Consider the following 20,271-nt stretch of genomic DNA (forward strand, 5'->3'; position numbering starts at 1 on the left):
CGAACTGAGTTAAAATTATTTACTCCTCTTCATTATCATCATCGTCTATATCAGCCTCTTCTGAATCTGAGTCGTTAGTTATTCCTTTATTTCCAAGTTTTAAATTCCCAATGTTAGTTGATTCAAATAACTCTTTTAAAGCTTGTGACTGAGAATCTCTAAGAAGTTGCATTGATTCTTGAAATTCTGTTGAAACTTGAAACGCTAATGCATTTGCCAAATCAGAATTAATCTGAAATTTAATATTTTCAAAAACAGTTGAAATATTTTTCATTGCTTCAGATATACTACGCGCTGGTAATTTTGGTTTAGCATTACCAAGAACATCAAGTAACTTTGTTCTATGTTTTTTCAATTCTTTTACTTCATAGATCCGTAACATTCTGTGATGCATAACTTTATTTCGAATTGGTATAACTCGATTAGTTAATTCATCTTCGAGTTCAATCCATGTTATTTGATCATCAAAATATTTAGAAAATACATCATCCCATATCGACACTGTTTTACTTTTTTCTGCCAGATCAATTCTAAGTTCATCCATTGAATTTTTTTCAAGAAGTAATTCTTCTAAATCAGAAACAGTTAATGATTTATTTTTTGGCCACTGAGTAAACTTTCCTGTTACAATTTCAATAAGTCCACTGAACATTGTGAATTCAATAGGATGGTGGAGTTCTTCCTCTTTCTTATTTGAACTCTTTGCGATTTCTTCTGCTCGTTCTTTTAATTTATTTGGAATTCGATCCCACCAATTAAAGCCTAGAACCTCAATCATAGCTTTACTGATAAAATTTCTCAGTTCAGTTTCAATGTCAGATAAAATATTGTAAGCTTCCTTCCTTAATTCATCCCCAAGCTCGTCTCTTGCTCGAAAGGCCCCTTCTTTGTAAACATTAAATCTTTCATAGCAGGCATTAACATCATTCTTACCTCCTTTTATTGTTAACACATAGAACTTGTTACTCTGATCAACTTCATATTCTACATCAAATCGTTGTAATTTTCTTGCTACATCTTTTTCCAATTCTTCTTTTTCATGAATTCGCAAATCGAGCCAGTATTCAAGAAGATATTTCCTATTTGAACCCATTAACTCCCCTCCACAACTTCTATTTCTTCTTTAGTCAACCCATACAACTCATAAACCATCCCATCAATCTCGGAATCGGTTTGGGCGATTTGGTTTTTTAGCTCGTTGGCTTTGGCTTTTTGTTGGTTGAAGTACTCCATCCATTCGGCTTCTTTGTCGAGGGTGAGTTCCACCTTTTTCTTTTTCAGCTCTTTCAGGAATTGCTTGAAGGTGAGCTCGTGCCAGCTTTGGAGTTTCTTGGATAGCTTGTCTATGTCAAATTTGGATAGCAAAAGCTCTGAGAAATTATTTTCAACTTTCTGGAAATCCTTATTTAGTTCCAGCATTGAATCTACTTTTTCAATGAAAGGCTTCTTGTTTTTTGGCTCTTCAGGAAGTGGAAACGGGTAGAGATATTTTGTTTTGAACCGGAAATACCCACCTCTTAACACCGTTCCGGTATTTGTTAAATAAAACCACATCAAATTTGAATTCAGAATGCTTAAATAGTATTTGTAGTCTTCATTGCTTGGCTCGTTAAGAATAAAGGAATAGACCGTTGTTGCATGGTACATATTCTCATTATCAAAGGTCATATTTGTACCCTTAGATATTTCTTGAGACACAATCTTTGGTTGTTCAAATTCAGTTAAGCTTTTCGGATAGATATATAAAAACCAACCTTCCTTATCCATTTTCCCACTTTCACGTCCTCGTAAATCCTTTTCATTCTCCTTTAAATATTCATATCCCTTTGGAAAATGCTTTTTTATATAATCTTCTGTCATTGGCTCAGAAGTACCATCACCTTTTAAGATATATGGAAATATAACGTAATAGATGTTTTTCAGATGGCAATACTTAGATACATCCTGTCCCTTTAATTGCGGCTTCATTAAACCTTTTTCAATCTGAACTTCCCGATCTAATGATTTTGAATAACCGACCACATAATCACCTTTAATATCGCCTTCAATCAAATAAATCTTATCAGCACTGGTTTGAAGGCCAACAAATATTTTTTCAAAAATATCCTCAGCAGTATATGGCTGGTCTGCAAGTTTCTGGAATAAGTTGGCTTTGATCTTCCCCATCAGGTTCCACTTTTTCCCTGACAGATTTTTCTGGCTCATTTCCTCAAACACAAAAGGATTTATGATCTCCTGAGGTTCGACGTAGGCAAATTTCAAATCCTTATGCTTTTTCTTATCAAAATTAATGATGCAGGTGTAAGTGGTAACTTCAAATACCAAGTGTTCTTCAAAATGAAGTAAAGAAGAAACCGCATTCTGTTCAGCCAAAAACTCTCGAATTCCTTCACCAAACTCGGAGATTAAAAATTTGTGGGGCAAAATAAATGAAACCTGTCCGTTCTTATTGATCAATCCATAAGAACGCTCCATAAACATTACGTAAATATCATAATTACCCGTAGCAGACTGGAAGTTTTTTTCATAATAAGGCGGTAATTTAGGATAGGCATCTTTGATTCCCTGAATTCTTAAATAAGGCGGATTCCCAATCACTACATCAAAACCGCCATTAGCGAAAACGTCCGGGAATTCTTTTTCCCAGTTAAAAGCTTTGTCGCCGGCTACTTCGGGATCGTCGATCAGCGAGTTTCCGCATTTTATATGGTTGTTCAGCGAGGTGAGCTTGCGGCCTTTTTGGGCAGTGCGCAGCCACAGGGAAAGCTTGGCGATCTCTACCGACTCCTCGTTTATATCTACACCAAACAGGTTCTTTTCCAGAATTTGATTCTCAATATCAGAAAGCACCAACGCCTCACCGTGGTATTTGGCCTGTAACTCATCAATGTATTTGTGCTCCGCAATCAAAAATTCCAGAGCTTGGTTCAAAAATGCCCCGCTTCCGCAGGCTGGGTCACAAATAGTTATGTTCAGCAGCCATTCACGGTATTTTTTTAAATCATTAATGCCTTTTTTTGTTCTGCGCTTGGCTTCTGTAAAGCGTTCATCATCAATTTCTAGATCAGCTTTTTTTTCCTCGCAGAGTTTTCCAACCGTGTTCTCTACAATATACTTGGTAATGTACTTGGGCGTATAAAACACCCCGTCTTTTTTGCGGCGGGTATTGGAAGTATCCACCTCTTCGCCTTTCAACTCGGCATTGATTTCTTCAATCTCATTCAGTGAATGCTCAAAAATATGCCCGAGAATATTGACGTCCACCTCGGTTTCAAAATCGTATTTGCTTAGTCGGTCGGTATGCTCATAAAGTAACTCATCGGAAATATTGAGGCCATCCAGTAGGGTATCTTCCAAAAATAAACCTCCGTTGTAAGCAAACACTTCATAATCTTTCCCGTCATAGCCCTCATTCAAATACTTGAAATTCTTTTTGAATCGCTGATACAATGTTATTTCCACATCATAATCATCACGAAGCTCAGTCCATCTGCGGATGATATTCCGAATGAGATTTGGAGGAACCAAGTTTCTGTCTTCTGCAAAAAAGATGAATAGAAAGCGATCCAGCAGTTTCTGAGTTTTCTTAAACAGAAGAACTTTGTCATGTTCAGGATTCCGTTCTACAATATCTTCAAACAGGGCTTGCTTAAAGTTTGAATAATCCTTGTACAGCTTCTTAGTGATGCTTTCTTCTTCAGTGAGAGATGCATCTTTAATTTTCTTAGGCAGACCCTTGGAAAAGTTAGGATAGCCAAGACATAACCAAAGCACCTTGAAGTCTTTTTTGCTGAGTGTAAACAGGTTGAACTCAAGGAAGTCCACGGCGTTATCAATATAAAATCGAAGTTTCTCAAAATTAGAGATGATGACGTAGTGGGCATCACGTTGATTGTTTTTATATCCAAATGCCTGATCTTGCACTTTGGAAAGATCGGTGGTTTCGGTGCCCTTCAGCTCAATCACACCGCGGACTTTATCGCCGTCCAGCAGCGCCCCGTCTGCTTTTTTAGAATCCGTGAGATTCTTTTTTTCTGCTACCAGATTATAATCTGGGGCCGGTTTCATGGTATATCCAAGTACATTAACAAATAAATGCTCTAGAAATCCTCCTTGGTATTCCTCTTCTTTGGAATTACGAATGTTCTCCTGTATCTCGGCATTGTGGAAGTGTGCCGTAAATTTCCCCCAGGCTTCCTCCACCTTTTGTTCATCAACCCCGGAAAGATATTTATTCAGTACCGCGTTTTGGAATAATGGCATAAACGAAAAACCTACTTCTTATCTAAATCAATTTAATATCAACGGATTATAGGGAAAGCGAGTGTGATGTGAAAGAAAAGTGTTTAGAAAGTCTTTTTAAAGACATGCGCATCAATCGTTCAATTCATGAGCATCATTCCACTGATCGATGCGCATCGGTTGGGCAAAACATGAGCATCAGTTTTGCGGGTGTTATTTATATAAAATAGAAACGTACCGGCAATTAGCCGGTACGTTTTAATGTTTAGGCGGATGCTTTTTCGTAACTCAAGTTTTTCAGCATCTCATCAAACTTATTACCCGGCCTAAACAGGATCCTCGCATCTGTGATATGGCTGCTGTCTACTTCTTCAGCCGTAACACTTCCTTCACTGCTGATACTAACCCGAAAACTGCCCAAATCGCCGATATTTACGATGTTTCCATCGCTCAGCATTTCGGGAACAATATCGATAATGGCATACAGTACCGCACGGATATCTGCTCCGCTTACCGTACTGATTTTCTCGATTCGATCGGTCAATTCTTCAATCCCTTTCGAACCTTTACTTATTGCGGAAGCATAAAACTTCCTGTTTCCGCCGCCCTCTACGCCGGGCTCCGCTCGTTCTATTACATTAAAATTAACAGGCATGTTGTTTCTGTTTTGTTAATGTTTATAAGTCATATTTATAATGACTTAAACAGTTAGAGCGATTTAAAAGGGATTCCTTACAAACTTTTTTAAAAAAATCACGAAAACTCTCATCACGGGGGCAAGTTTTCCTTACAAAAACGAAATTTTTTTGTAAGGATTTGGTTTCAAACTGCTCTTACAGGTATACCTACTAACAAAAACAGGGGAATTATGGGGTTTAAATTTGGGAATACCAGTAAAACAAAACTAGAAACCTGCCACGAAGATCTACAGAAAGTACTTCAGTTGGCCATATCACGTTCGCGTATTGATTTCGGTGTATCAGAGGGACATCGCAGTCTGGAACGACAGAAGCAGTTATTTAACGAAGGCCGCTCCAAAATTGACGGCATCCAGAAAAAAGGTAAACACAATTACAATCCTTCAATGGCAGCAGATATTTATATCTATCATCCTGACCCGGACACACGCAGTAAACTGGCGTATGACAAGCCTTCACTTTGTTATATAGCAGGATTGGTTATTTCATGTGCCGGCGAACTCCTGGAGCAAGGGGAAATCACCCACAACATCCGGTGGGGCGGCAACTGGGATAAAGACGGAGTAATACTGCAAGATCAGGGTTTTGACGATTTACCGCATTTTGAGTTGGTTGAAGCTGAGCCGATTGCCTAAAAAAATTGCTTCTCCTTCCCTGACTGCGTTGCGAAGATGGATTTTCTTAACGAGGGTAAATGTTGTTTATAGAAAAGCTATTTACTACAGGCAACTGCTCAAAAAGAAGAGAGTAAAAAACGGAAGAAAGACTACATCTCCAATCTTTCTTCCATTTATGATAAATAAATCAATAATCTACGGGATCACTTATTGAGTTCCCTCCCCAAACTATATAAAGAGAATCATCGGGATTGGATTTAAAGGTAGAATCGATTGCGAAGCTTTTGTAGCCCAAGCAACCTAAACACCCTTCGGTTGGGTCACCCGATACTATTTGAAAAATAACGCGGTATCGCCAGTCTTTTTTAAGAGGTAGCGATAATTCTCCGAATGACCGTGGAAGTTTGTCCTTCAACAATATTATTTCAACATCCAGTGATCCTGATTGGACTGTCTCAAAAGGACCGGCACTTAATTGGCTATTATCTTGAGAAAATTGACTACGATGCAGCAGAGTAGAACCATTATCATTAAACACAACATCAAAATCAGGTGTATCTGCTGTCGAATTGTTGAATACGAATTCTACTTCTGAACTTTTTTCTTTCCCATTATTACTTAATTCACTACAGCCACTTAGTAATAAGATAGATAGTGCAAATATCATTATTGAGCTCTTCATAACTAATTGGGTTTTAAAATTATGATTATTAAATGAAGATTATTCAGTTATTATAAATCTTCTGCGTATAAGTTTCTTCTCCAAAGTCTAAGTATTTCAGTTGCATTCCAACCGGAGGGTTCAGTAACGCTTTCACGAAAATTTGTTGGTAATGTTGTTCTAGTTGTAAAATAATTAGAATAATCGGGAATTACCTGTTCAAAACAAGCAACTAGGTGGTCAACCCCATCTCCTCTTCTCCAACCGGAGGCATATATCTCACAGGTTTCAATAATATCCGATATGTAACTTCCCGGTAAATTTAAGCTATCAAATGATTCATTGGCAGGATCTGTTATATCAATCATAAATGAAGCAACTGCGCCTTCAACAATTGAGCCATCAGATGTACCACCATAACTGTAATCTGAATTTTCAAAATCAAAATAGTTGAAACTTAGAATTTCTGCATGGTAATTAGCAAAACCTTCTGAATAAGCACATTGTAAATTATATTCTCCATCTACGTAATGTGGACTTGGACAATTACCACCGGCTTCATTTCCCCCTAATCCCTTTTCATGAAAAGCATGGCCATATTCGTGAGCAAGCACAAAATCACCAAATGAACTACCATCGGCGTGAGACTCTAAAATCACAATTCGATCAGAGGACGGACTATAATAACTACCGGCATCGGCATCAATATTTAAAGTTACTTTGCCTCTGCTGTGAGAAAAATATGATCTGGAGTTATTGATTATTTCTGGCATTTCGTACCAAACATACACTTGACTGCCTGTAGCTCTGCTTTCAAATGTGTATCCACAGGCAGCGAGTGAAGTAGACTCGGTAGCAGCAATGGTTGATCCTTCGTAGGAAACATCAACAGTGCTGTGCGTGGTATGCAAATCGGCCTGAATAGATTCATAACCTGTTTCGTCGCAAGTTTTATGTATTTTTCCTTCACTATCGGTTTGATCCCAGCTTTCACTAATTACTCTGTTCTCAAACTCATCTGTAATAGTAACATATACGGGAGCAGTTACAACAGGCTGAAGCACGTCTGTTTTAGGATCCATATAGGTAAAAGCGATAGTTACATCGTGAGAAGAAGTAATTTGAGCAGAATTACCATTAGCTCTATTTTTTAAGCCACTATCAGGGTAAACAAGACGAATTCTAGGGGGTTCACTTACAGGTGTGAGTGGCCCAGGTATCTTATGATAACCTTCAGGAAACAAATTGGCGTCAAATATATCAGTAATTTGGCCCCCATTTTCGTCTATCCACAGCCAAAATTCTCGTCGGATGGTTTTATCAATTGCCTTTCCATTTTTGGTCAAATTTTGTTCCGATTGTGATCTGGCAACCGCAACAACCATATAATAACCTGGTTCTTTGATCTTCAGAGTTATTGATTTATTTAAAGATTCTCCTTTTACAAAACTTTTTATCACAGAATATTCTGGTGGGATAGGAACTCCCAATGCTAATGGTATTAGCTGTCGATCACCTAATTGTTGTTCTGCCTTTCTCAAAGCTGCAATTTCCGGTAGTATTATTTTTACTTCTGCTATTTCGGTATTGACATTACTCAATAAATCAAACTCAATATTTAACGGTTGTCTGGGTTTAAGTGTACCAATAGTTTTTACATTCATATCAAAACTTTTTACCTCTCCGAACTCGGAAGTAGTTATAATTGATTTATCCTTTACATTTGATACACTTTTTTCTGAACTAAAATAATTAGTTAACATTGAGGAATCGTTACAGCTGGTGATTAAAATTGAAAAAATGATTGGTATAAAAAGAAGATTTAACTTTTTCATCATATTCTCCATTTACTTAGGATTTCATCTTCGTAATTGCCAAACAATTACACTCCTAATTAATATTCCCTCGAAGATTTACACAAACCTTTTCTGTCCTTTTCTGTATCCATTTTGAACTTTCTGTACCCATTCTGAAAATTATCTACCCATTTCAGAATCAGTACCTTTCTTCCACAAAAGGTTAAATCGTAATTTTGTATAGTTAATCTCAAAATTACGAGTTAAAAATTTATACAACTCTCGCTCGTTTTTTAGTCCGCTTTCTATAGCTACTGCAGTACACCCAAAATCAGGATGTTCTCGTATCATCTTTTTAATTTTTTTGAATCGTATTGTTTTCATCTTGCTCTTTGCAGATACATTAAATTCTGCTTTAACCAAATGATTCAGTGTTGTCTTCGAACACCCCACAAACAAAGCCCAATCTTTAACGTACCGAATCTTAGCTATCTCTTGCTCAAGTAAACTTACTGCCTGTTGCGCTTTCAGTGAGTCACGTTTTTTCTTTATCTCTTTGTTATTCATTTGTACACCCATTTTAGTACAGCTGTACATAAGAGTAATGATGCTTAAATCTGTTACTAACATTAATTATTCTTAATGATTTAAAACGTAACGTTTATATTAATACTACTTCTGAAACTTGTATTTCACTTCCCGAACTACTCTTTTTAAATTCCTGTTATTAAGACTGAAAAGCGCTTCCAAAAAAACTGTATATTCTCATCATGGAAAACCAAGAAAAATTAGACGAATTTCAAGCCCGCATTGATGCGGGCGAAAAGATCGAACCCAAGGACTGGATGCCTGAGCGGTATCGGCAGCAATTGATCAGGATGATGAGTCAGCACGCTCACTCCGAAATTGTGGGTATGCTTCCGGAAGGAAACTGGATCGAACGGGCTCCATCCCTGAAAAGAAAACTGGTGCTCCTGGCCAAGGTGCAGGATGAGGCCGGCCACGGACTCTATCTCTACAGTGCTACCGAAACACTGGGCATTGACCGGAGTGAACTTGTTGATCAATATCTGTACGGAAGTGCTAAATACTCCAGCATTTTCAACTACCCGACTATGACCTACGCCGACATCTGTGCGATCGGCTGGCTGGTGGATGGAGCGGCTATTGTAAATCAAACCATGCTGGCGCGTTCTTCTTACGGGCCTTACTCACGAGCAAACGTTCGTATTTGTAAGGAAGAAAGTTTCCACAAGAAGCAGGGATATGAGATGCTCGCCAAAATGGCTTCCGGAACCCCTGAGCAGCAAAAAATGGCCCAGGATTCTGTCAACCGCTGGTGGTGGCCAAGTTTAATGATGTTCGGCCCGCACGATTCTGATTCTCCAAACAGTGCCGAGCTCATCAAATGGCAAGTGAAATTAAAAACCAATGACGAACTCCGTCAGCATTTTGTGGATCGTATGGTGATGGAAGCTGAAGCAATCGGCGTTACCCTCCCCGATCCGGACCTGGAATACAATGAAGAAACCGGCCATTGGGACTTTGGTGACATCCCCTGGGATGAATTCTGGAACGTGGTGAAAGGCAACGGCATCATGAATCGCGAGCGAATTAAAGCCCGACGAAAAGCCCATGAAGAGGGCGAATGGGTTCGGGAAGCGGCTAATGCCTACGCCCGGAAGAAGAAACTACAGCAAGAAAAAGCATCGTAAAAGAGAATTCAGGACGCAGGAGTCAGAACTCAGAATGTTCTGGCTCCTGAATTCTGAGTTCTGACTTCTCTCTTTAATCTGAAACCAAGAATTTTAATGTCAGACAATAATTCTAATAAAGACAACTGGCCTCTCTGGGAGGTTTTCACACAGCCTAAATCAGGAAAGCCACACGAACATGCCGGAAGCCTTCATGCAGCCGACAAAGAAATGGCTCTCCAAAATGCGAGAGATACCTATGCCCGCAGAAATGAAGGGGTGAGTATTTGGGTGGTGGAATCAAAACATATCACGGCTTCAACGCCGGAAGATATGGGTCCATTTTTTGATCCGGCTAATGACAAGCCGTACCGGCATCCGCAATTTTACAGTGTACCAAGAGCAGTTAAGAAGAGGTCTTAGTTAATGGTTATTTGTTAATGGGGGCATCCCAATTAACCATTACACCAATAACTATTAACCAATAGAAATTGATTCGAAATGATGACTACTGAAACCAAAGAATTAACAAAACAAGAAGCGTTCCTAATCTACCTGCTGCGGCTGGCAGATGACCGTCTTATACTTGGTCAACGAATGTCAGAATGGTGTGGGCACGGACCTCAGCTTGAAGAAGATCTGGCTATGGCCAATATGGCCCTGGATCTGATCGGTCATGCTACGGCACTGTATGAATATGCAGCAGAGATCGAAGATGAAGGTCATGATGAAGATTATTTTGCCTACTTCCGGGATGACCGAGAGTTTACGAATTTGCAGTTATGTGAGCTCCCAAAGGGTGATTTTGGATTTACCATGGCTCGTCAATTCCTGTTCAGTGCATTCAGTTATTTCCAGTATGACCGATTGAAAGATGCCAAAGATGAGCAATTCAGCGGGATGATCAGCAAACACCTGAAAGAAATTAAATATCACCTGCGTCACTCGCGCGAATGGGTATTACGATTGGGCGATGGAACCGAAGAAAGCCATGAACGCATTCAGGAAGCTTTTGATGAACTTTGGATGTACCTGGATGAGCTTTTTTATATGGATGATGTGGACGAGCTGATGATTAAAGAAGGTCTTGGTGTTGATTCATCCGAATTCAAAAAAGAATGGAAGAAATTGGTTGAAGAAACGTTAACAGAAGCAACACTTACCGTTCCTGACTGGGATCAATTTATGATGAGCGGGAGCCGAAAAGGAATTCATACTGAGCATTTAGGTCACATGCTGGCTCAGATGCAGTTTTTGCGGCGTTCATATCCTGATGCGGAGTGGAAATAGAATAGTATTGAGTAGTGAGTATTGAGATTTGAGTTCTCAATACTCACTACTCACTACTCAATACTAACACATGCCAGCCATCCAGCTACATACCGAAGAGCAGATTTGGGACTTCCTGAAGGAAGTGACCGATCCTGAGATCCCGGTGCTCAACATCGTGGAGATGGGAATTGCACGGAAAGTCGATGTTGGTGAAGAAGGCAAAGTATTAGTTAAAATCACTCCTACCTATTCCGGTTGTCCGGCAATGAATGCTATCGAAAAATTGGTTCATGAAAAACTGTCTGAACGAGGAGTTGAAGATTTTGAAGTGAAGCTGGATTTCGCCGAAACCTGGACGACGGACTGGATGACGGAAGAAGCCAAGACCAAGCTTAAAAACTATGGCATTGCTCCACCGGAAGAAACTGAAGCAGAAGATGATTTCCTAAAAAGCCTATCCAGCACAAAGGTTGTCCCCTGCCCTTTTTGTGATTCTTTTGAAACCAAACTGGTCAGCCAATTTGGTTCCACCGCCTGTAAATCTCAGTACTTCTGCAATAACTGTGATCAGCCTTTTGAGCATTTTAAGTGTATCTAGGATTACAGATTATTTTGATTACGCAGATTTCACAGATTTTTTAGTTTCCAAGATCATCTCTTTTTATTTAAACAACACTTTTTGTGAAAAGGCTGTCATTATATAAATTCTACCGAAATACAATCTGTGCAATCCTCAAATCCCTTAATCTGTGATCACTACTGAACTTACCAATGGCATCTTTACCATCACCCTAAATCGGCCTGACAAACTAAACAGTTTCAATTTCGAGATGGGTACTCAATTGAAAGAAGCATTGATGGAAGCCGAATCAAACGATGAAATTCGATGTGTGCTGCTTACCGGAGAAGGACGTGCTTTTTGTGCCGGACAAGATCTCGCCGAAGCTACTGAGGTCTCCGAAGATCCTGAACGTGATTTAAGTGAGATAGTACATCACACCTACATTCCTATCATAAAAGGAATTCGACAACTGGAGAAACCGGTGATTTGTGCGGTAAATGGAACCGCAGCCGGTGCAGGAGCCAATATCGCCCTTGCCTGTGATATTGTGATAGCCAGCGAGGACGCCAAGTTCATTCAATCCTTCTCACAAATTGGATTGATTCCGGACAGTGGCGGAACATATATTTTGCCCAGGTTAATTGGATTGGCGCGAGCCACAGCACTCACTTTTTTGGGTGAAAAAGTCTCTGCCCGGGAAGCCGTAGAAATGGGGATGATCTGGAAATCCTATCCTGCTGATGAGTTCATGGAACAAGCTCAATCTATTGCAGAGAAACTGACTAAAATGCCGACTCGCGGTTTTGGCCTCACCAAACGAGGCTTCAATGCCGGATTCTCCAATGATCTGGAATCTCAAATGAAACTGGAGGCTAAACTCCAGGCCGAGGCAGGTGAAACCCATGATTATAATGAAGGGGTTCATGCATTTCTGGAGAAGCGAAAGCCAAACTTCAAAGGTCAATAGGATCACAGATTACAAATCTAAAAAGCCTGTACCACTATGAATATTGAACTCACAAAAAATATCAAAATCCTCCTCGTTCTTGAAGAATTGCTGCTTTTTATGGGATCGGTCATTTTATTTGGAATGGCGACCTCTTATGGATGGTGGATGTTTGCTCTTTTATTCTTTCTCCCGGATGCATCCTTTGCCGGATATCTCATCAGCACAAAAGTCGGTTCCTGGTTCTACAACATCCTTCACCACAAAGGAATTATGATCGGGCTGATTTTAGCAGGATATTTTGCTGAAATTGACCTTCTATTGGCTGTTGGAATTGTATTTTTAGGACATTCGGCTTTTGATCGCGTTTTCGGCTACGGGCTTAAATTCTCCGATGATTTTAAGCATACACACCTTGGAAGGATTGGTAATTAATCTGTTTTTAACGGATTTTCAATATGTTTCGATAGAATAGTATTCGATAGGCCACGTACTAATCGGTTATCTGCTGTCCACATTTTTGTTTGATTATCCATAGCCAAAGCGAGGTATAACGCATCATACATCGTAACAGGCAGTGAAATAGATATATCAAAAGCCAGTTTTGCCAAGGTTTGGTGATAAACAACATCCGCTGCTATACGTTGCACCTGATCTCGTTTACGGTGAGCATCCGAAGCCTCCAACTCTCTTCTTTGTACTTTTTTACCAATGAGGGAATCCATCTCTATATAAAAAAGATCAGGAACAAGAAATCCTGAATGATCTTTCAGTAGTTGTTCAGCTTTATCTGAATCCTCTTCTAAAAAAATCCATTTTGCAGCAATAGATGCATCGAGAACAATACTCATCGATCCCGGATTTCCCGCAGATCTTCTACACTATCCGAAAACATACGACCTTCTGCACGATATTTAGCAAGTTCTTCCCGAACCATATTTCGGGTTTCTTCAATATCCACTTTTCCCAAAGCATCAATCATCTCTTTCAACTCTGCTTGTAAAGATCGATTGTTTCGCTCTGCTCTCTTTTTCCAATTATTAAGTGTTTTCTCATCGATATTTCTTACTAATACATCAGGCATAACTTCTCTTGGTTTGTTATTTGATATCATTATGATATCTTTTTTCCCTTTAACTTTCAAGTTCAAAAATTTAGGTCAATTTACAACGCATTCCACTTCAGATTCCTTATCTTGGAATCGATTTTTCAGATGCTAAACAAATATTTTCTATGATACCTAAAGATACCAAGATCGGCGTGGTCGGCGCCGGAACCATGGGAACAGGAATTGCCCAAGTCGCTGCTACCCAAGGACACCAAGTCTATTTATATGATGCTTATCCACAACAATTGGAAAAGGCCAAGACAGGCTTGGAAAGTATTCTGGCCCGGCAGGTTGAGAAAGAACGAATGACCCAAAAAGAAATTGATGGGATTTTAGATCGTATCCAGTTTGTAGACAGCATTACCATGTTTGGGGACTGTGGCTTTGTAATTGAAGCTATTGTCGAAGACCTGGATATCAAAAAAGACACGTTTGCCCGTTTGGAAGGTATTGTCTCAAAAGATTGTGTGCTCGCTTCTAATACCTCTTCCCTATCCATTGCCGCCATTTCATCTGCATTAAAGAAACCTGAGCGATTTTTAGGTGTACATTTTTTCAATCCGGCTCCACTGATGAAATTAGTGGAAATTATTCCGGGCATTGCTACGGGTGAGAATGTATTTCAATCCACTAAAACATTTGTCAAAGAATGGGATAAAATTACTGTTTCCGGAAAAGATACCCCCGGATTTATCGTGAATCGTGTAGCGAGGCCTTTTTACGGGGAGGCACTGAGAATTTATGAAGAAGGCATTGCTGATGCCGCCACTATCGACTGGGCCATGAAAGAAATCGGTGGGTTCCGCATGGGGCCTTTTGAGTTGATGGACCTCATTGGTCACGATGTGAATTATGAAGTAACCTGTTCTGTATTTGAAGCATTTTATTATGACCCCCGGTTCAAACCCTCCTTTGCCCAAAAACGCATGGTAGAAGCCGGCTGGTTAGGAAGAAAAACAGGGCGTGGATTTTATGATTACCGGGAAGGCGCCAAGAACCCTGAACCTGATAAAGACAAAGAATTGGGTACAAAGATTTTTGATCGCATTTTAACAATGCTGATTAATGAAGCCTGTGATGCTGTTTTTATGAATATTGCATCTATTGAAGATGTCGATCTTGCAATGCAAAACGGAGTAAACTATCCCAAAGGCTTACTGAAATGGGGAGATGAGATCGGATTGAAAAATATTCTTGACCGAATGACCGCTCTTCAAGTAAAGTACCGGGAAGATCGATATCGGCCAAATCCATTGCTAAAGAAAATGGTGGCAGAGCAGATAAGTTTTTATAAATAAAGTAGTCAGAACCCTGAATTCAGAACTCAGGGGGAGGAAAATTCTGGGTTTTGACTCCTTATTTCTAAGTTCCCAAATATTAATCCATGAATAAAGAATCACATTCCATAATAAACCACATGCTCTCCAATGATGCCTTCTCCCGGTGGATGGGGATTGAGGTTCTGGAGTCGGAACCGGGTTACTGTAAGCTGTCCATGACTATTCGAAAAGAAATGACCAATGGATTTGGGGTTTGCCATGGTGGAATCACATTCTCCTTTGCAGACAGTGCCCTTGCTTTTGCATCAAATTCCAGAGGCCCCATTTCACTTGCCCTGGAGAATAATATAAACTTTACAAAGAAAGTCAGTGTTGGAGATATACTCACGGCTGAAACCGAGGAACTTCAAAATGGCCGAACTATTGGCGTTTATAAAGTCAGCATCTCCAATCAAAATGACGAGCTGGTAGCTGAGTTCCGAGGCACGGTCTATCGAACGGGAAAAAGTCATAGTATTGAGTAGTTAGATAATAGTATTTAGTATTTAGAAATTATGCATCAGTTTAAAGAACTAACCGTTTGGCAAAAAGCAGTAGATCTTGCTACTGATGCCTATCGGTACACTAAAAATTTTCCAGCCGAGGAAAAATTCGGCCTTACTTCACAAATAAGGAGAAGTGTAGTATCTATCAGCTCAAATATTGCTGAAGGAGCTGGAAGAAAATCGAAAAAAGAATTCAAACATTTTTTACATATAGCTTATGGATCAGCCTCAGAACTAGAAAATGAACATTATAAAATGCTATCAGAAAAGATCACCGAAATTCAAAAGATGATTTATTCACTTTCAAAGTCATTGAAATAAATTCTCAATACTAAATACTATTATCTAAATACTATGGATGCATACATCATTGACGGAATCAGAACCCCAATCGGAAAACTAAAGGGCTCGCTTTCTCCTATTCGGGCTGACGATCTTGCTGCTATCCCTATTAAGGAACTCATTAAGCGTAATCCAAAAATCGATTTGGAAACGATTGAGGACGTGATACTCGGTTGTGCCAATCAAGCCGGAGAGGATAACCGGAATGTGGCCCGAATGGCTTCATTGTTAGCCGGAATTCCAACTTCAGTACCGGGTGAAACAGTAAACCGATTATGTGCTTCCGGAATGAGCGCGACGGTAAAAGCTTATCACGCCATCAAAGCCGGTGAAGGGGATTTGTTTGTTACCGGCGGCGTGGAACACATGACCCGCGGCCCCATTGTTCTCGGGAAGGGATCATCTCCATACTCAGGAACTACCGAAATGCATGACTCTACTTTTGGATGGAGATTCATCAACCCAAAAATGGAAGAAATGTACGGAACTGACGGGATGGGAATGACGGCTGAGAATGTTGTTGAAATGCACAACATCAGCCGCGAAGATCAGGATAAGTTCGCGGCCTGGAGTCAGCAGAAAGCTGGTGCTGCCCGCGACTCAGGGCGTCTTGCTAAAGAAATTGTACCGGTAGAGATTCCTCGCAGAAAACAGAATCCATACCTGTTTGAGCATGATGAATTCATGCGTCCCGATACCACGGCTGAAGTACTTGCCAAGCTTCGTCCGGCCTTTAAGAAAGACGGAACCGTAACGGCTGGAAACGCATCCGGACTAAATGACGGTGCCGGAGCCTTATTGATTGCTTCTGATCAAGCCGTGAAAGATTTTGGATTGAAACCCAAAGCCCGAATTGTGGCTCATGCCGTTTCAGGAATTGAACCGCGAATTATGGGACTGGGCCCGGTTGAAGCAGCTCAAAAAGTATTGAAACGAGCTGGAATGAAATTAGACGATATGGATGTCATTGAATTGAACGAAGCTTTTGCAGGGCAATCTCTCGGCGTAACCCGAATGTTGGAAATGGATGACGACGATGACCGGCTCAATCCTAACGGCGGAGCAATTGCACTTGGGCATCCCCTGGGAATGACCGGACAACGATTACTGCAAACAGCTACCATAGAACTTCACGAGAAAGATTCTCATAAGTATGCATTGTGTATGTTGTGTGTTGGTGTTGGCCAAGGGATGGCAGTTATTCTCGAAAAAACTTAGTAATTAACCGCAAAGGACGTTAAGTATTTTCTCTGCAAACTTTGTGTAATCTTAGTGCTGTCTGAGTTTCAATAAATAATCGATTATGGCAATTTATGAGTTTAACGGATATAAGCCAGTTGTTCACGAAACAGCTTTTGTACATCCGCAAGCGGCAGTTACGGGAAATGTAATCATTGGTAAGGATGTGTACATCGGTCCCGGAGCCGCTATTCGTGGCGATTGGGGGAAGATCGTAATCAAGGATGGATGTAATGTGCAGGAAAATTGCACCCTCCATATGTTTCCGGGAGTGACGGTGATTTTGGAAGAGGGTGCTCATGTAGGACACGGAGCTATTATTCATGGAGCCGAACTCGGTGAAAATTGTCTTATCGGGATGAATGCGGTTGTCATGGATAACGTAAAAGTGGGCAAGGAATCGATAATCGGTGCTTTGGCTTTTGTCTCGGAAGGGATGGAAATTCCCGATCGAAAAGTAGTGGCTGGAAATCCGGCAAAGATCGTGAAAGATGTAACCGATGAAATGGCCATTTGGAAAACCAAAGGCACGGAACTCTATCAACAACTTCCCAAAGAATTGCACGAAACTTTAAAGGAATGTGAGCCGTTGCGTAAGGTTCCGAAAGATCGTGAAGATCAGAAAATGGGATATGAGACGTGGGGAGAAAAGAAATCAGAACTCAGGAGTCAGAACTCAGAATAGACTCAAACTGAGTTCTGGATTCTGATTTCTGAGTTCCAATATATTAAAGCTAAAATCAATGATTAAAGTACACAGCTATATACAAGGCAAATGGTTAACCGAAGGTGAAGAAAGTGAATTGATCAGTGCAGTCACTAATGAGCCGATTGCTCAGATAGTGGAAGCGGATATAGATTATAAGTCTGCTCTGGAATATGCGCGAACCGTGGGCGGCTCCAAACTCCGGGAAATGAGCATCCACGAAAGAGCCTTCAAAATCAAGTTCCTTGGGAAATACCTGATGGACCGAAAAGAGAAATACTATGAGATATCCACCAATACCGGAGCTACCCGGATGGACTCCTGGATCGATATTGAGGGCGGATTACTTACCGCTTTCGGAATTTCCAGTAAATCACGGCGGGAGCTATCAGACCTACCCTGGCATGTAGAAGGAGAGGTAGAGCGACTTTCCCGCAAAGGTTCTTTCATGGGGCAACATATTTGTGTTCCAAGGCGGGGTGTGGGCGTACATATTAACGCTTTTAACTTCCCGGTATGGGGAATGCTGGAAAAACTTGCTCCTGCTATTATTGCCGGAATGCCCGTGATTGTTAAACCATCTCCAACAAGTTCCTACCTTGCCTGGGCTGTTTTTAGAGACATCGTGGAATCCGGCATCCTCCCCGAGGGAACCGTGCAATACATAGCCGCCGACAAACCCGGCGACCTCCTGGATCACCTCAACAGTCAGGATATGGTGGCGTTCACCGGTTCGGCATCTACAGGAAAAAAACTAAAAGCTCATCCAAATATCATTGCCAACAGCGTACCTTTTAATTTGGAGGCTGATTCCCTGAACTGTTCTATTTTGGGAGAAGATGTTACGCCCGGAATGGAGGAATTTGATCTCTTTATCAAAGAAGTTGCCAACGAAATGACCGTCAAAACCGGACAAAAATGTACGGCTATTCGCAGGACAATTGTACCGGAAAATAGAATAGATGAAGTCATTGAAGCCCTGAAAACCCGGCTGGACAAAACCGTTATAGGCGATCCGGCTCAGAACGACACCCGGATGGGGCCGCTTGCAAGCACCCTTCAAGCCGAACGATTTGAAGAACAACTTCAGCAATTATCCGAAATTACAGAAACCGTTTATACTGCCAGCGGGGAACAAAACGGGGCTTTTACAAATCCAAGAGTACTGGTTTGTCATAAGCCAATGCAGGTAGATAATGTTCACCAGCTGGAAGCCTTTGGCCCTATGACCACTGTGATGCCTTACAAGAATACCCAAGAGGCCATTAACCTGGCCAACAAAGCCAATGGCTCGTTAGTCGGATCGCTTTTTACCGCCGATGATGAAATTGCTCATGAAATCACAATGGGTTGTGCTCCTTATCACGGCCGTTTCATGGTCATCAACAAAAACTCGGCTGGAGAATCTACCGGCCATGGCTCCCCCATTGCCTCCCTGGTTCACGGTGGCCCTGGTCATGCCGGAGGTGGAGAGGAACTGGGTGGAGCAAGAGCCGTTCTTCACAACATGCAGCGCATTGCCTTGCAGGGTTCACCGACTACACTTCGAAATATCGTTAAGCAGCATATTAAAGGAGCGGAAACACATGAATCTGACAAACACCCGTTTCAAAAATATTTTGAGGAGCTGGAAGTTGGAGAAGCATTAACTACAAAAAAGCGCACGGTCACTGACCAGGATGTGGAAGATTTCGCAGAACTAAGCGGTGATCATTTTTATGCGCACACTGATCCTGAAGCAGCTTCAAGATCCCTTTTTGGTAAAATTGTTGCTCATGGTTATTTCATTTTATCCGCCACAGCAGGATTATTTGTCCATCCTGATGAAGGGCCGGTCATGCTGAATTATGGTTTAGAAAACCTCCGGTTTATAGCTCCTGTGGCTCCCGGTGACACCATTCAGGCTAAGTTGATATTAAAACGGAAGAATGTCCGCCAGCAGAAAAAGGATGATAAATTTCCTTTCGGAGTGGTTTATTGGGATGTGGAAGTGACCAATCAGGATGACGTGTTGGTTGCCGAGTATACCATACTGACATTGATAAAGAGAAAACATAAGTTGGATATTGATGAGGTCTAAGAAATTTTAAATTTTGTAAGGTTTTCCTATTTCATTGCTCTTACTGTATAGAATTCAGAAGTCAGGATTCAGAAATCAGAATTAAACAGGTAAGTACAATGAGACAACCAGCTAAGACCTTTCGCGATTTAATTGTGTGGCAGAAAGCTCATCAATTTGTTTTAAAAACCTACAGATACACTATGAATTTTCCAAAGCATGAGCTTTATGGATTGACTTCACAATTTAGACGAGCTGCTATATCCATCCCTGCAAATATTGCAGAAGGATTTAAAAAACGAGGCCCAAAAGATACCATGCGATTCTTAAATATCTCACACGGCTCTTTAGAAGAATGCAGATACTACATTATTCTTGCCAAAGATTTAAAATATGGAGATTCAGATCATTTAAATAATTTATTGGAAGAAGTGAGTCGATTGCTAGATGGCTATTATAAGGCCATTCTGAATTCAGAATCCTGACTTCTGAATTCTCATTTTT

General features: G+C 40.7%; 22 protein-coding genes. 14 read left to right on the forward strand and 8 right to left on the reverse strand.

Going from position 1 to position 20,271, the window contains the following annotated elements; translation table 11 throughout:
* Positions 1-19: 19 nt before the first annotated feature.
* From HUJ22_RS09090 to HUJ22_RS09100, 3 genes are all read right to left on the reverse strand, one after another.
* Positions 20-1,093, reverse strand: coding sequence for a DUF4559 domain-containing protein (locus HUJ22_RS09090; protein ID WP_290876423.1), 1,074 nt, complete (start codon positions 1,091-1,093; stop codon positions 20-22).
* Positions 1,093-4,263 carry an N-6 DNA methylase gene (locus tag HUJ22_RS09095; protein ID WP_290876425.1) on the reverse strand — a complete coding sequence of 1,057 codons (3,171 nt, stop codon included), beginning with the start codon at positions 4,261-4,263 and terminating at the stop codon, positions 1,093-1,095. The genes HUJ22_RS09090 and HUJ22_RS09095 overlap by 1 nt, the downstream gene beginning before the upstream one ends.
* Positions 4,264-4,507: 244 nt before the next feature.
* A complete protein-coding gene (locus HUJ22_RS09100; protein WP_290876427.1) occupies positions 4,508-4,897 on the reverse strand; it encodes an HU family DNA-binding protein in 390 nt (129 codons plus the stop codon).
* A gap of 213 nt (positions 4,898-5,110) precedes the next feature.
* Here HUJ22_RS09100 and HUJ22_RS09105 point away from each other — a divergent pair, with 213 nt between their 5' ends.
* Positions 5,111-5,575, forward strand: a complete 465-nt coding sequence (locus HUJ22_RS09105; RefSeq protein ID WP_290876429.1) for a hypothetical protein — start codon at positions 5,111-5,113, stop codon at positions 5,573-5,575.
* A 169-nt stretch (positions 5,576-5,744) separates the two neighbouring features.
* On the opposite strand, the gene HUJ22_RS09110 is transcribed toward HUJ22_RS09105, so the two are convergent.
* The 3 genes from HUJ22_RS09110 to HUJ22_RS09120 all read right to left on the reverse strand — a co-directional run bounded on the left by HUJ22_RS09110 (position 5,745) and on the right by HUJ22_RS09120 (position 8,644).
* Positions 5,745-6,239 carry a hypothetical protein gene (locus HUJ22_RS09110; protein WP_290876431.1) on the reverse strand — a complete coding sequence of 165 codons (495 nt, stop codon included), beginning with the start codon at positions 6,237-6,239 and terminating at the stop codon, positions 5,745-5,747.
* 50 nt (positions 6,240-6,289) lie between these two features.
* Entirely contained in the window at positions 6,290-8,056 is a 1,767-nt protein-coding gene (locus HUJ22_RS09115) for a hypothetical protein (RefSeq protein ID WP_290876433.1), read from the reverse strand.
* A 138-nt stretch (positions 8,057-8,194) separates the two neighbouring features.
* Entirely contained in the window at positions 8,195-8,644 is a 450-nt protein-coding gene (locus HUJ22_RS09120) for a helix-turn-helix domain-containing protein (RefSeq protein ID WP_290876435.1), read from the reverse strand.
* Positions 8,645-8,784: 140 nt separating this feature from the next.
* Here HUJ22_RS09120 and paaA point away from each other — a divergent pair, with 140 nt between their 5' ends.
* From paaA to HUJ22_RS09150, 6 genes are all read left to right on the forward strand, one after another.
* Complete coding sequence (gene paaA / locus HUJ22_RS09125) at positions 8,785-9,729, forward strand: 1,2-phenylacetyl-CoA epoxidase subunit PaaA (RefSeq protein WP_290876437.1); 945 nt, start codon at positions 8,785-8,787, stop codon at positions 9,727-9,729.
* A 96-nt stretch (positions 9,730-9,825) separates the two neighbouring features.
* Positions 9,826-10,131, forward strand: coding sequence for a 1,2-phenylacetyl-CoA epoxidase subunit PaaB (gene paaB / locus HUJ22_RS09130; RefSeq protein WP_290876439.1), 306 nt, complete (start codon positions 9,826-9,828; stop codon positions 10,129-10,131).
* 81 nt (positions 10,132-10,212) lie between these two features.
* A complete protein-coding gene (gene paaC, locus HUJ22_RS09135) occupies positions 10,213-10,998 on the forward strand; it encodes a 1,2-phenylacetyl-CoA epoxidase subunit PaaC (RefSeq protein WP_366871032.1) in 786 nt (261 codons plus the stop codon).
* 70 nt (positions 10,999-11,068) lie between these two features.
* On the forward strand, positions 11,069-11,578 hold the full coding sequence (gene paaD / locus HUJ22_RS09140; RefSeq protein WP_290876443.1) for a 1,2-phenylacetyl-CoA epoxidase subunit PaaD: 510 nt from the start codon (positions 11,069-11,071) through the stop codon (positions 11,576-11,578).
* Between the two features lie 151 nt (positions 11,579-11,729).
* A complete protein-coding gene (locus HUJ22_RS09145) occupies positions 11,730-12,509 on the forward strand; it encodes an enoyl-CoA hydratase-related protein (protein WP_290876445.1) in 780 nt (259 codons plus the stop codon).
* A gap of 36 nt (positions 12,510-12,545) precedes the next feature.
* Positions 12,546-12,923, forward strand: coding sequence for a DUF4260 domain-containing protein (locus HUJ22_RS09150; protein WP_290876447.1), 378 nt, complete (start codon positions 12,546-12,548; stop codon positions 12,921-12,923).
* Here HUJ22_RS09150 and HUJ22_RS09155 read toward each other — a convergent pair.
* Positions 12,920-13,339, reverse strand: coding sequence for a type II toxin-antitoxin system VapC family toxin (locus HUJ22_RS09155; RefSeq protein ID WP_290876449.1), 420 nt, complete (start codon positions 13,337-13,339; stop codon positions 12,920-12,922). The two genes, HUJ22_RS09150 and HUJ22_RS09155, sit on opposite strands and share 4 nt — an antisense overlap.
* Positions 13,336-13,572: a hypothetical protein gene (locus tag HUJ22_RS09160; protein ID WP_290876451.1), complete on the reverse strand. Its 237-nt coding sequence runs from the start codon at positions 13,570-13,572 to the stop codon at positions 13,336-13,338. The genes HUJ22_RS09155 and HUJ22_RS09160 overlap by 4 nt, the downstream gene beginning before the upstream one ends.
* Before the next feature lie 149 nt (positions 13,573-13,721).
* Between HUJ22_RS09160 and HUJ22_RS09165 the strand changes: the two genes are divergently transcribed.
* The 7 genes from HUJ22_RS09165 (at position 13,722) to HUJ22_RS09195 (ending at position 20,252) form a co-directional block, all read left to right on the forward strand.
* Positions 13,722-14,894, forward strand: coding sequence for a 3-hydroxyacyl-CoA dehydrogenase NAD-binding domain-containing protein (locus HUJ22_RS09165; protein ID WP_290876452.1), 1,173 nt, complete (start codon positions 13,722-13,724; stop codon positions 14,892-14,894).
* An 86-nt stretch (positions 14,895-14,980) separates the two neighbouring features.
* Positions 14,981-15,400, forward strand: a complete 420-nt coding sequence (gene paaI / locus HUJ22_RS09170) for a hydroxyphenylacetyl-CoA thioesterase PaaI (RefSeq protein WP_290876453.1) — start codon at positions 14,981-14,983, stop codon at positions 15,398-15,400.
* Between the two features lie 30 nt (positions 15,401-15,430).
* Positions 15,431-15,742 (forward strand): four helix bundle protein, encoded by a 312-nt coding sequence (locus tag HUJ22_RS09175; protein WP_290876454.1) that lies wholly within the window; start codon positions 15,431-15,433, stop codon positions 15,740-15,742.
* Positions 15,743-15,775: 33 nt separating this feature from the next.
* Positions 15,776-16,981, forward strand: coding sequence for a 3-oxoadipyl-CoA thiolase (gene pcaF, locus HUJ22_RS09180; RefSeq protein ID WP_290876455.1), 1,206 nt, complete (start codon positions 15,776-15,778; stop codon positions 16,979-16,981).
* A gap of 85 nt (positions 16,982-17,066) precedes the next feature.
* A complete protein-coding gene (locus HUJ22_RS09185; protein WP_290876457.1) occupies positions 17,067-17,687 on the forward strand; it encodes a transferase hexapeptide repeat family protein in 621 nt (206 codons plus the stop codon).
* 58 nt (positions 17,688-17,745) lie between these two features.
* Positions 17,746-19,788 (forward strand): phenylacetic acid degradation bifunctional protein PaaZ, encoded by a 2,043-nt coding sequence (gene paaZ, locus HUJ22_RS09190; RefSeq protein ID WP_290876459.1) that lies wholly within the window; start codon positions 17,746-17,748, stop codon positions 19,786-19,788.
* Between the two features lie 98 nt (positions 19,789-19,886).
* On the forward strand, positions 19,887-20,252 hold the full coding sequence (locus HUJ22_RS09195) for a four helix bundle protein (protein WP_290876461.1): 366 nt from the start codon (positions 19,887-19,889) through the stop codon (positions 20,250-20,252).
* Positions 20,253-20,271 lie beyond the last annotated feature (19 nt).

This window comes from Gracilimonas sp. (assembly GCF_014762685.1).
In the GTDB taxonomy this organism is placed as follows: domain Bacteria; phylum Bacteroidota; class Rhodothermia; order Balneolales; family Balneolaceae; genus Gracilimonas.

Excerpts from the sequence above, each read along its gene's own strand:
- HUJ22_RS09195 (WP_290876461.1), top strand. The coding sequence starts at position 19,887 with ATGAGACAACCAGCTAAGACCTTTCGCGATTTAATTGTGTGGCAGAAA.
- HUJ22_RS09110 (WP_290876431.1), bottom strand. The coding sequence starts at position 6,239 with ATGAAGAGCTCAATAATGATATTTGCACTATCTATCTTATTACTAAGT.
- paaZ (WP_290876459.1), top strand. The coding sequence starts at position 17,746 with ATGATTAAAGTACACAGCTATATACAAGGCAAATGGTTAACCGAAGGT.
- HUJ22_RS09100 (WP_290876427.1), bottom strand. The coding sequence starts at position 4,897 with ATGCCTGTTAATTTTAATGTAATAGAACGAGCGGAGCCCGGCGTAGAG.
- HUJ22_RS09090 (WP_290876423.1), bottom strand. The coding sequence starts at position 1,093 with ATGGGTTCAAATAGGAAATATCTTCTTGAATACTGGCTCGATTTGCGA.
- HUJ22_RS09185 (WP_290876457.1), top strand. The coding sequence starts at position 17,067 with ATGGCAATTTATGAGTTTAACGGATATAAGCCAGTTGTTCACGAAACA.
- HUJ22_RS09175 (WP_290876454.1), top strand. The coding sequence starts at position 15,431 with ATGCATCAGTTTAAAGAACTAACCGTTTGGCAAAAAGCAGTAGATCTT.
- HUJ22_RS09160 (WP_290876451.1), bottom strand. The coding sequence starts at position 13,572 with ATGCCTGATGTATTAGTAAGAAATATCGATGAGAAAACACTTAATAAT.
- paaC (WP_366871032.1), top strand. The coding sequence starts at position 10,213 with ATGACTACTGAAACCAAAGAATTAACAAAACAAGAAGCGTTCCTAATC.
- HUJ22_RS09155 (WP_290876449.1), bottom strand. The coding sequence starts at position 13,339 with ATGAGTATTGTTCTCGATGCATCTATTGCTGCAAAATGGATTTTTTTA.
- HUJ22_RS09095 (WP_290876425.1), bottom strand. The coding sequence starts at position 4,263 with ATGCCATTATTCCAAAACGCGGTACTGAATAAATATCTTTCCGGGGTT.
- HUJ22_RS09120 (WP_290876435.1), bottom strand. The coding sequence starts at position 8,644 with ATGTTAGTAACAGATTTAAGCATCATTACTCTTATGTACAGCTGTACT.
- HUJ22_RS09150 (WP_290876447.1), top strand. The coding sequence starts at position 12,546 with ATGAATATTGAACTCACAAAAAATATCAAAATCCTCCTCGTTCTTGAA.
- HUJ22_RS09105 (WP_290876429.1), top strand. The coding sequence starts at position 5,111 with ATGGGGTTTAAATTTGGGAATACCAGTAAAACAAAACTAGAAACCTGC.
- paaD (WP_290876443.1), top strand. The coding sequence starts at position 11,069 with ATGCCAGCCATCCAGCTACATACCGAAGAGCAGATTTGGGACTTCCTG.
- pcaF (WP_290876455.1), top strand. The coding sequence starts at position 15,776 with ATGGATGCATACATCATTGACGGAATCAGAACCCCAATCGGAAAACTA.
- paaI (WP_290876453.1), top strand. The coding sequence starts at position 14,981 with ATGAATAAAGAATCACATTCCATAATAAACCACATGCTCTCCAATGAT.
- paaA (WP_290876437.1), top strand. The coding sequence starts at position 8,785 with ATGGAAAACCAAGAAAAATTAGACGAATTTCAAGCCCGCATTGATGCG.
- HUJ22_RS09165 (WP_290876452.1), top strand. The coding sequence starts at position 13,722 with ATGATACCTAAAGATACCAAGATCGGCGTGGTCGGCGCCGGAACCATG.
- HUJ22_RS09115 (WP_290876433.1), bottom strand. The coding sequence starts at position 8,056 with ATGATGAAAAAGTTAAATCTTCTTTTTATACCAATCATTTTTTCAATT.
- paaB (WP_290876439.1), top strand. The coding sequence starts at position 9,826 with ATGTCAGACAATAATTCTAATAAAGACAACTGGCCTCTCTGGGAGGTT.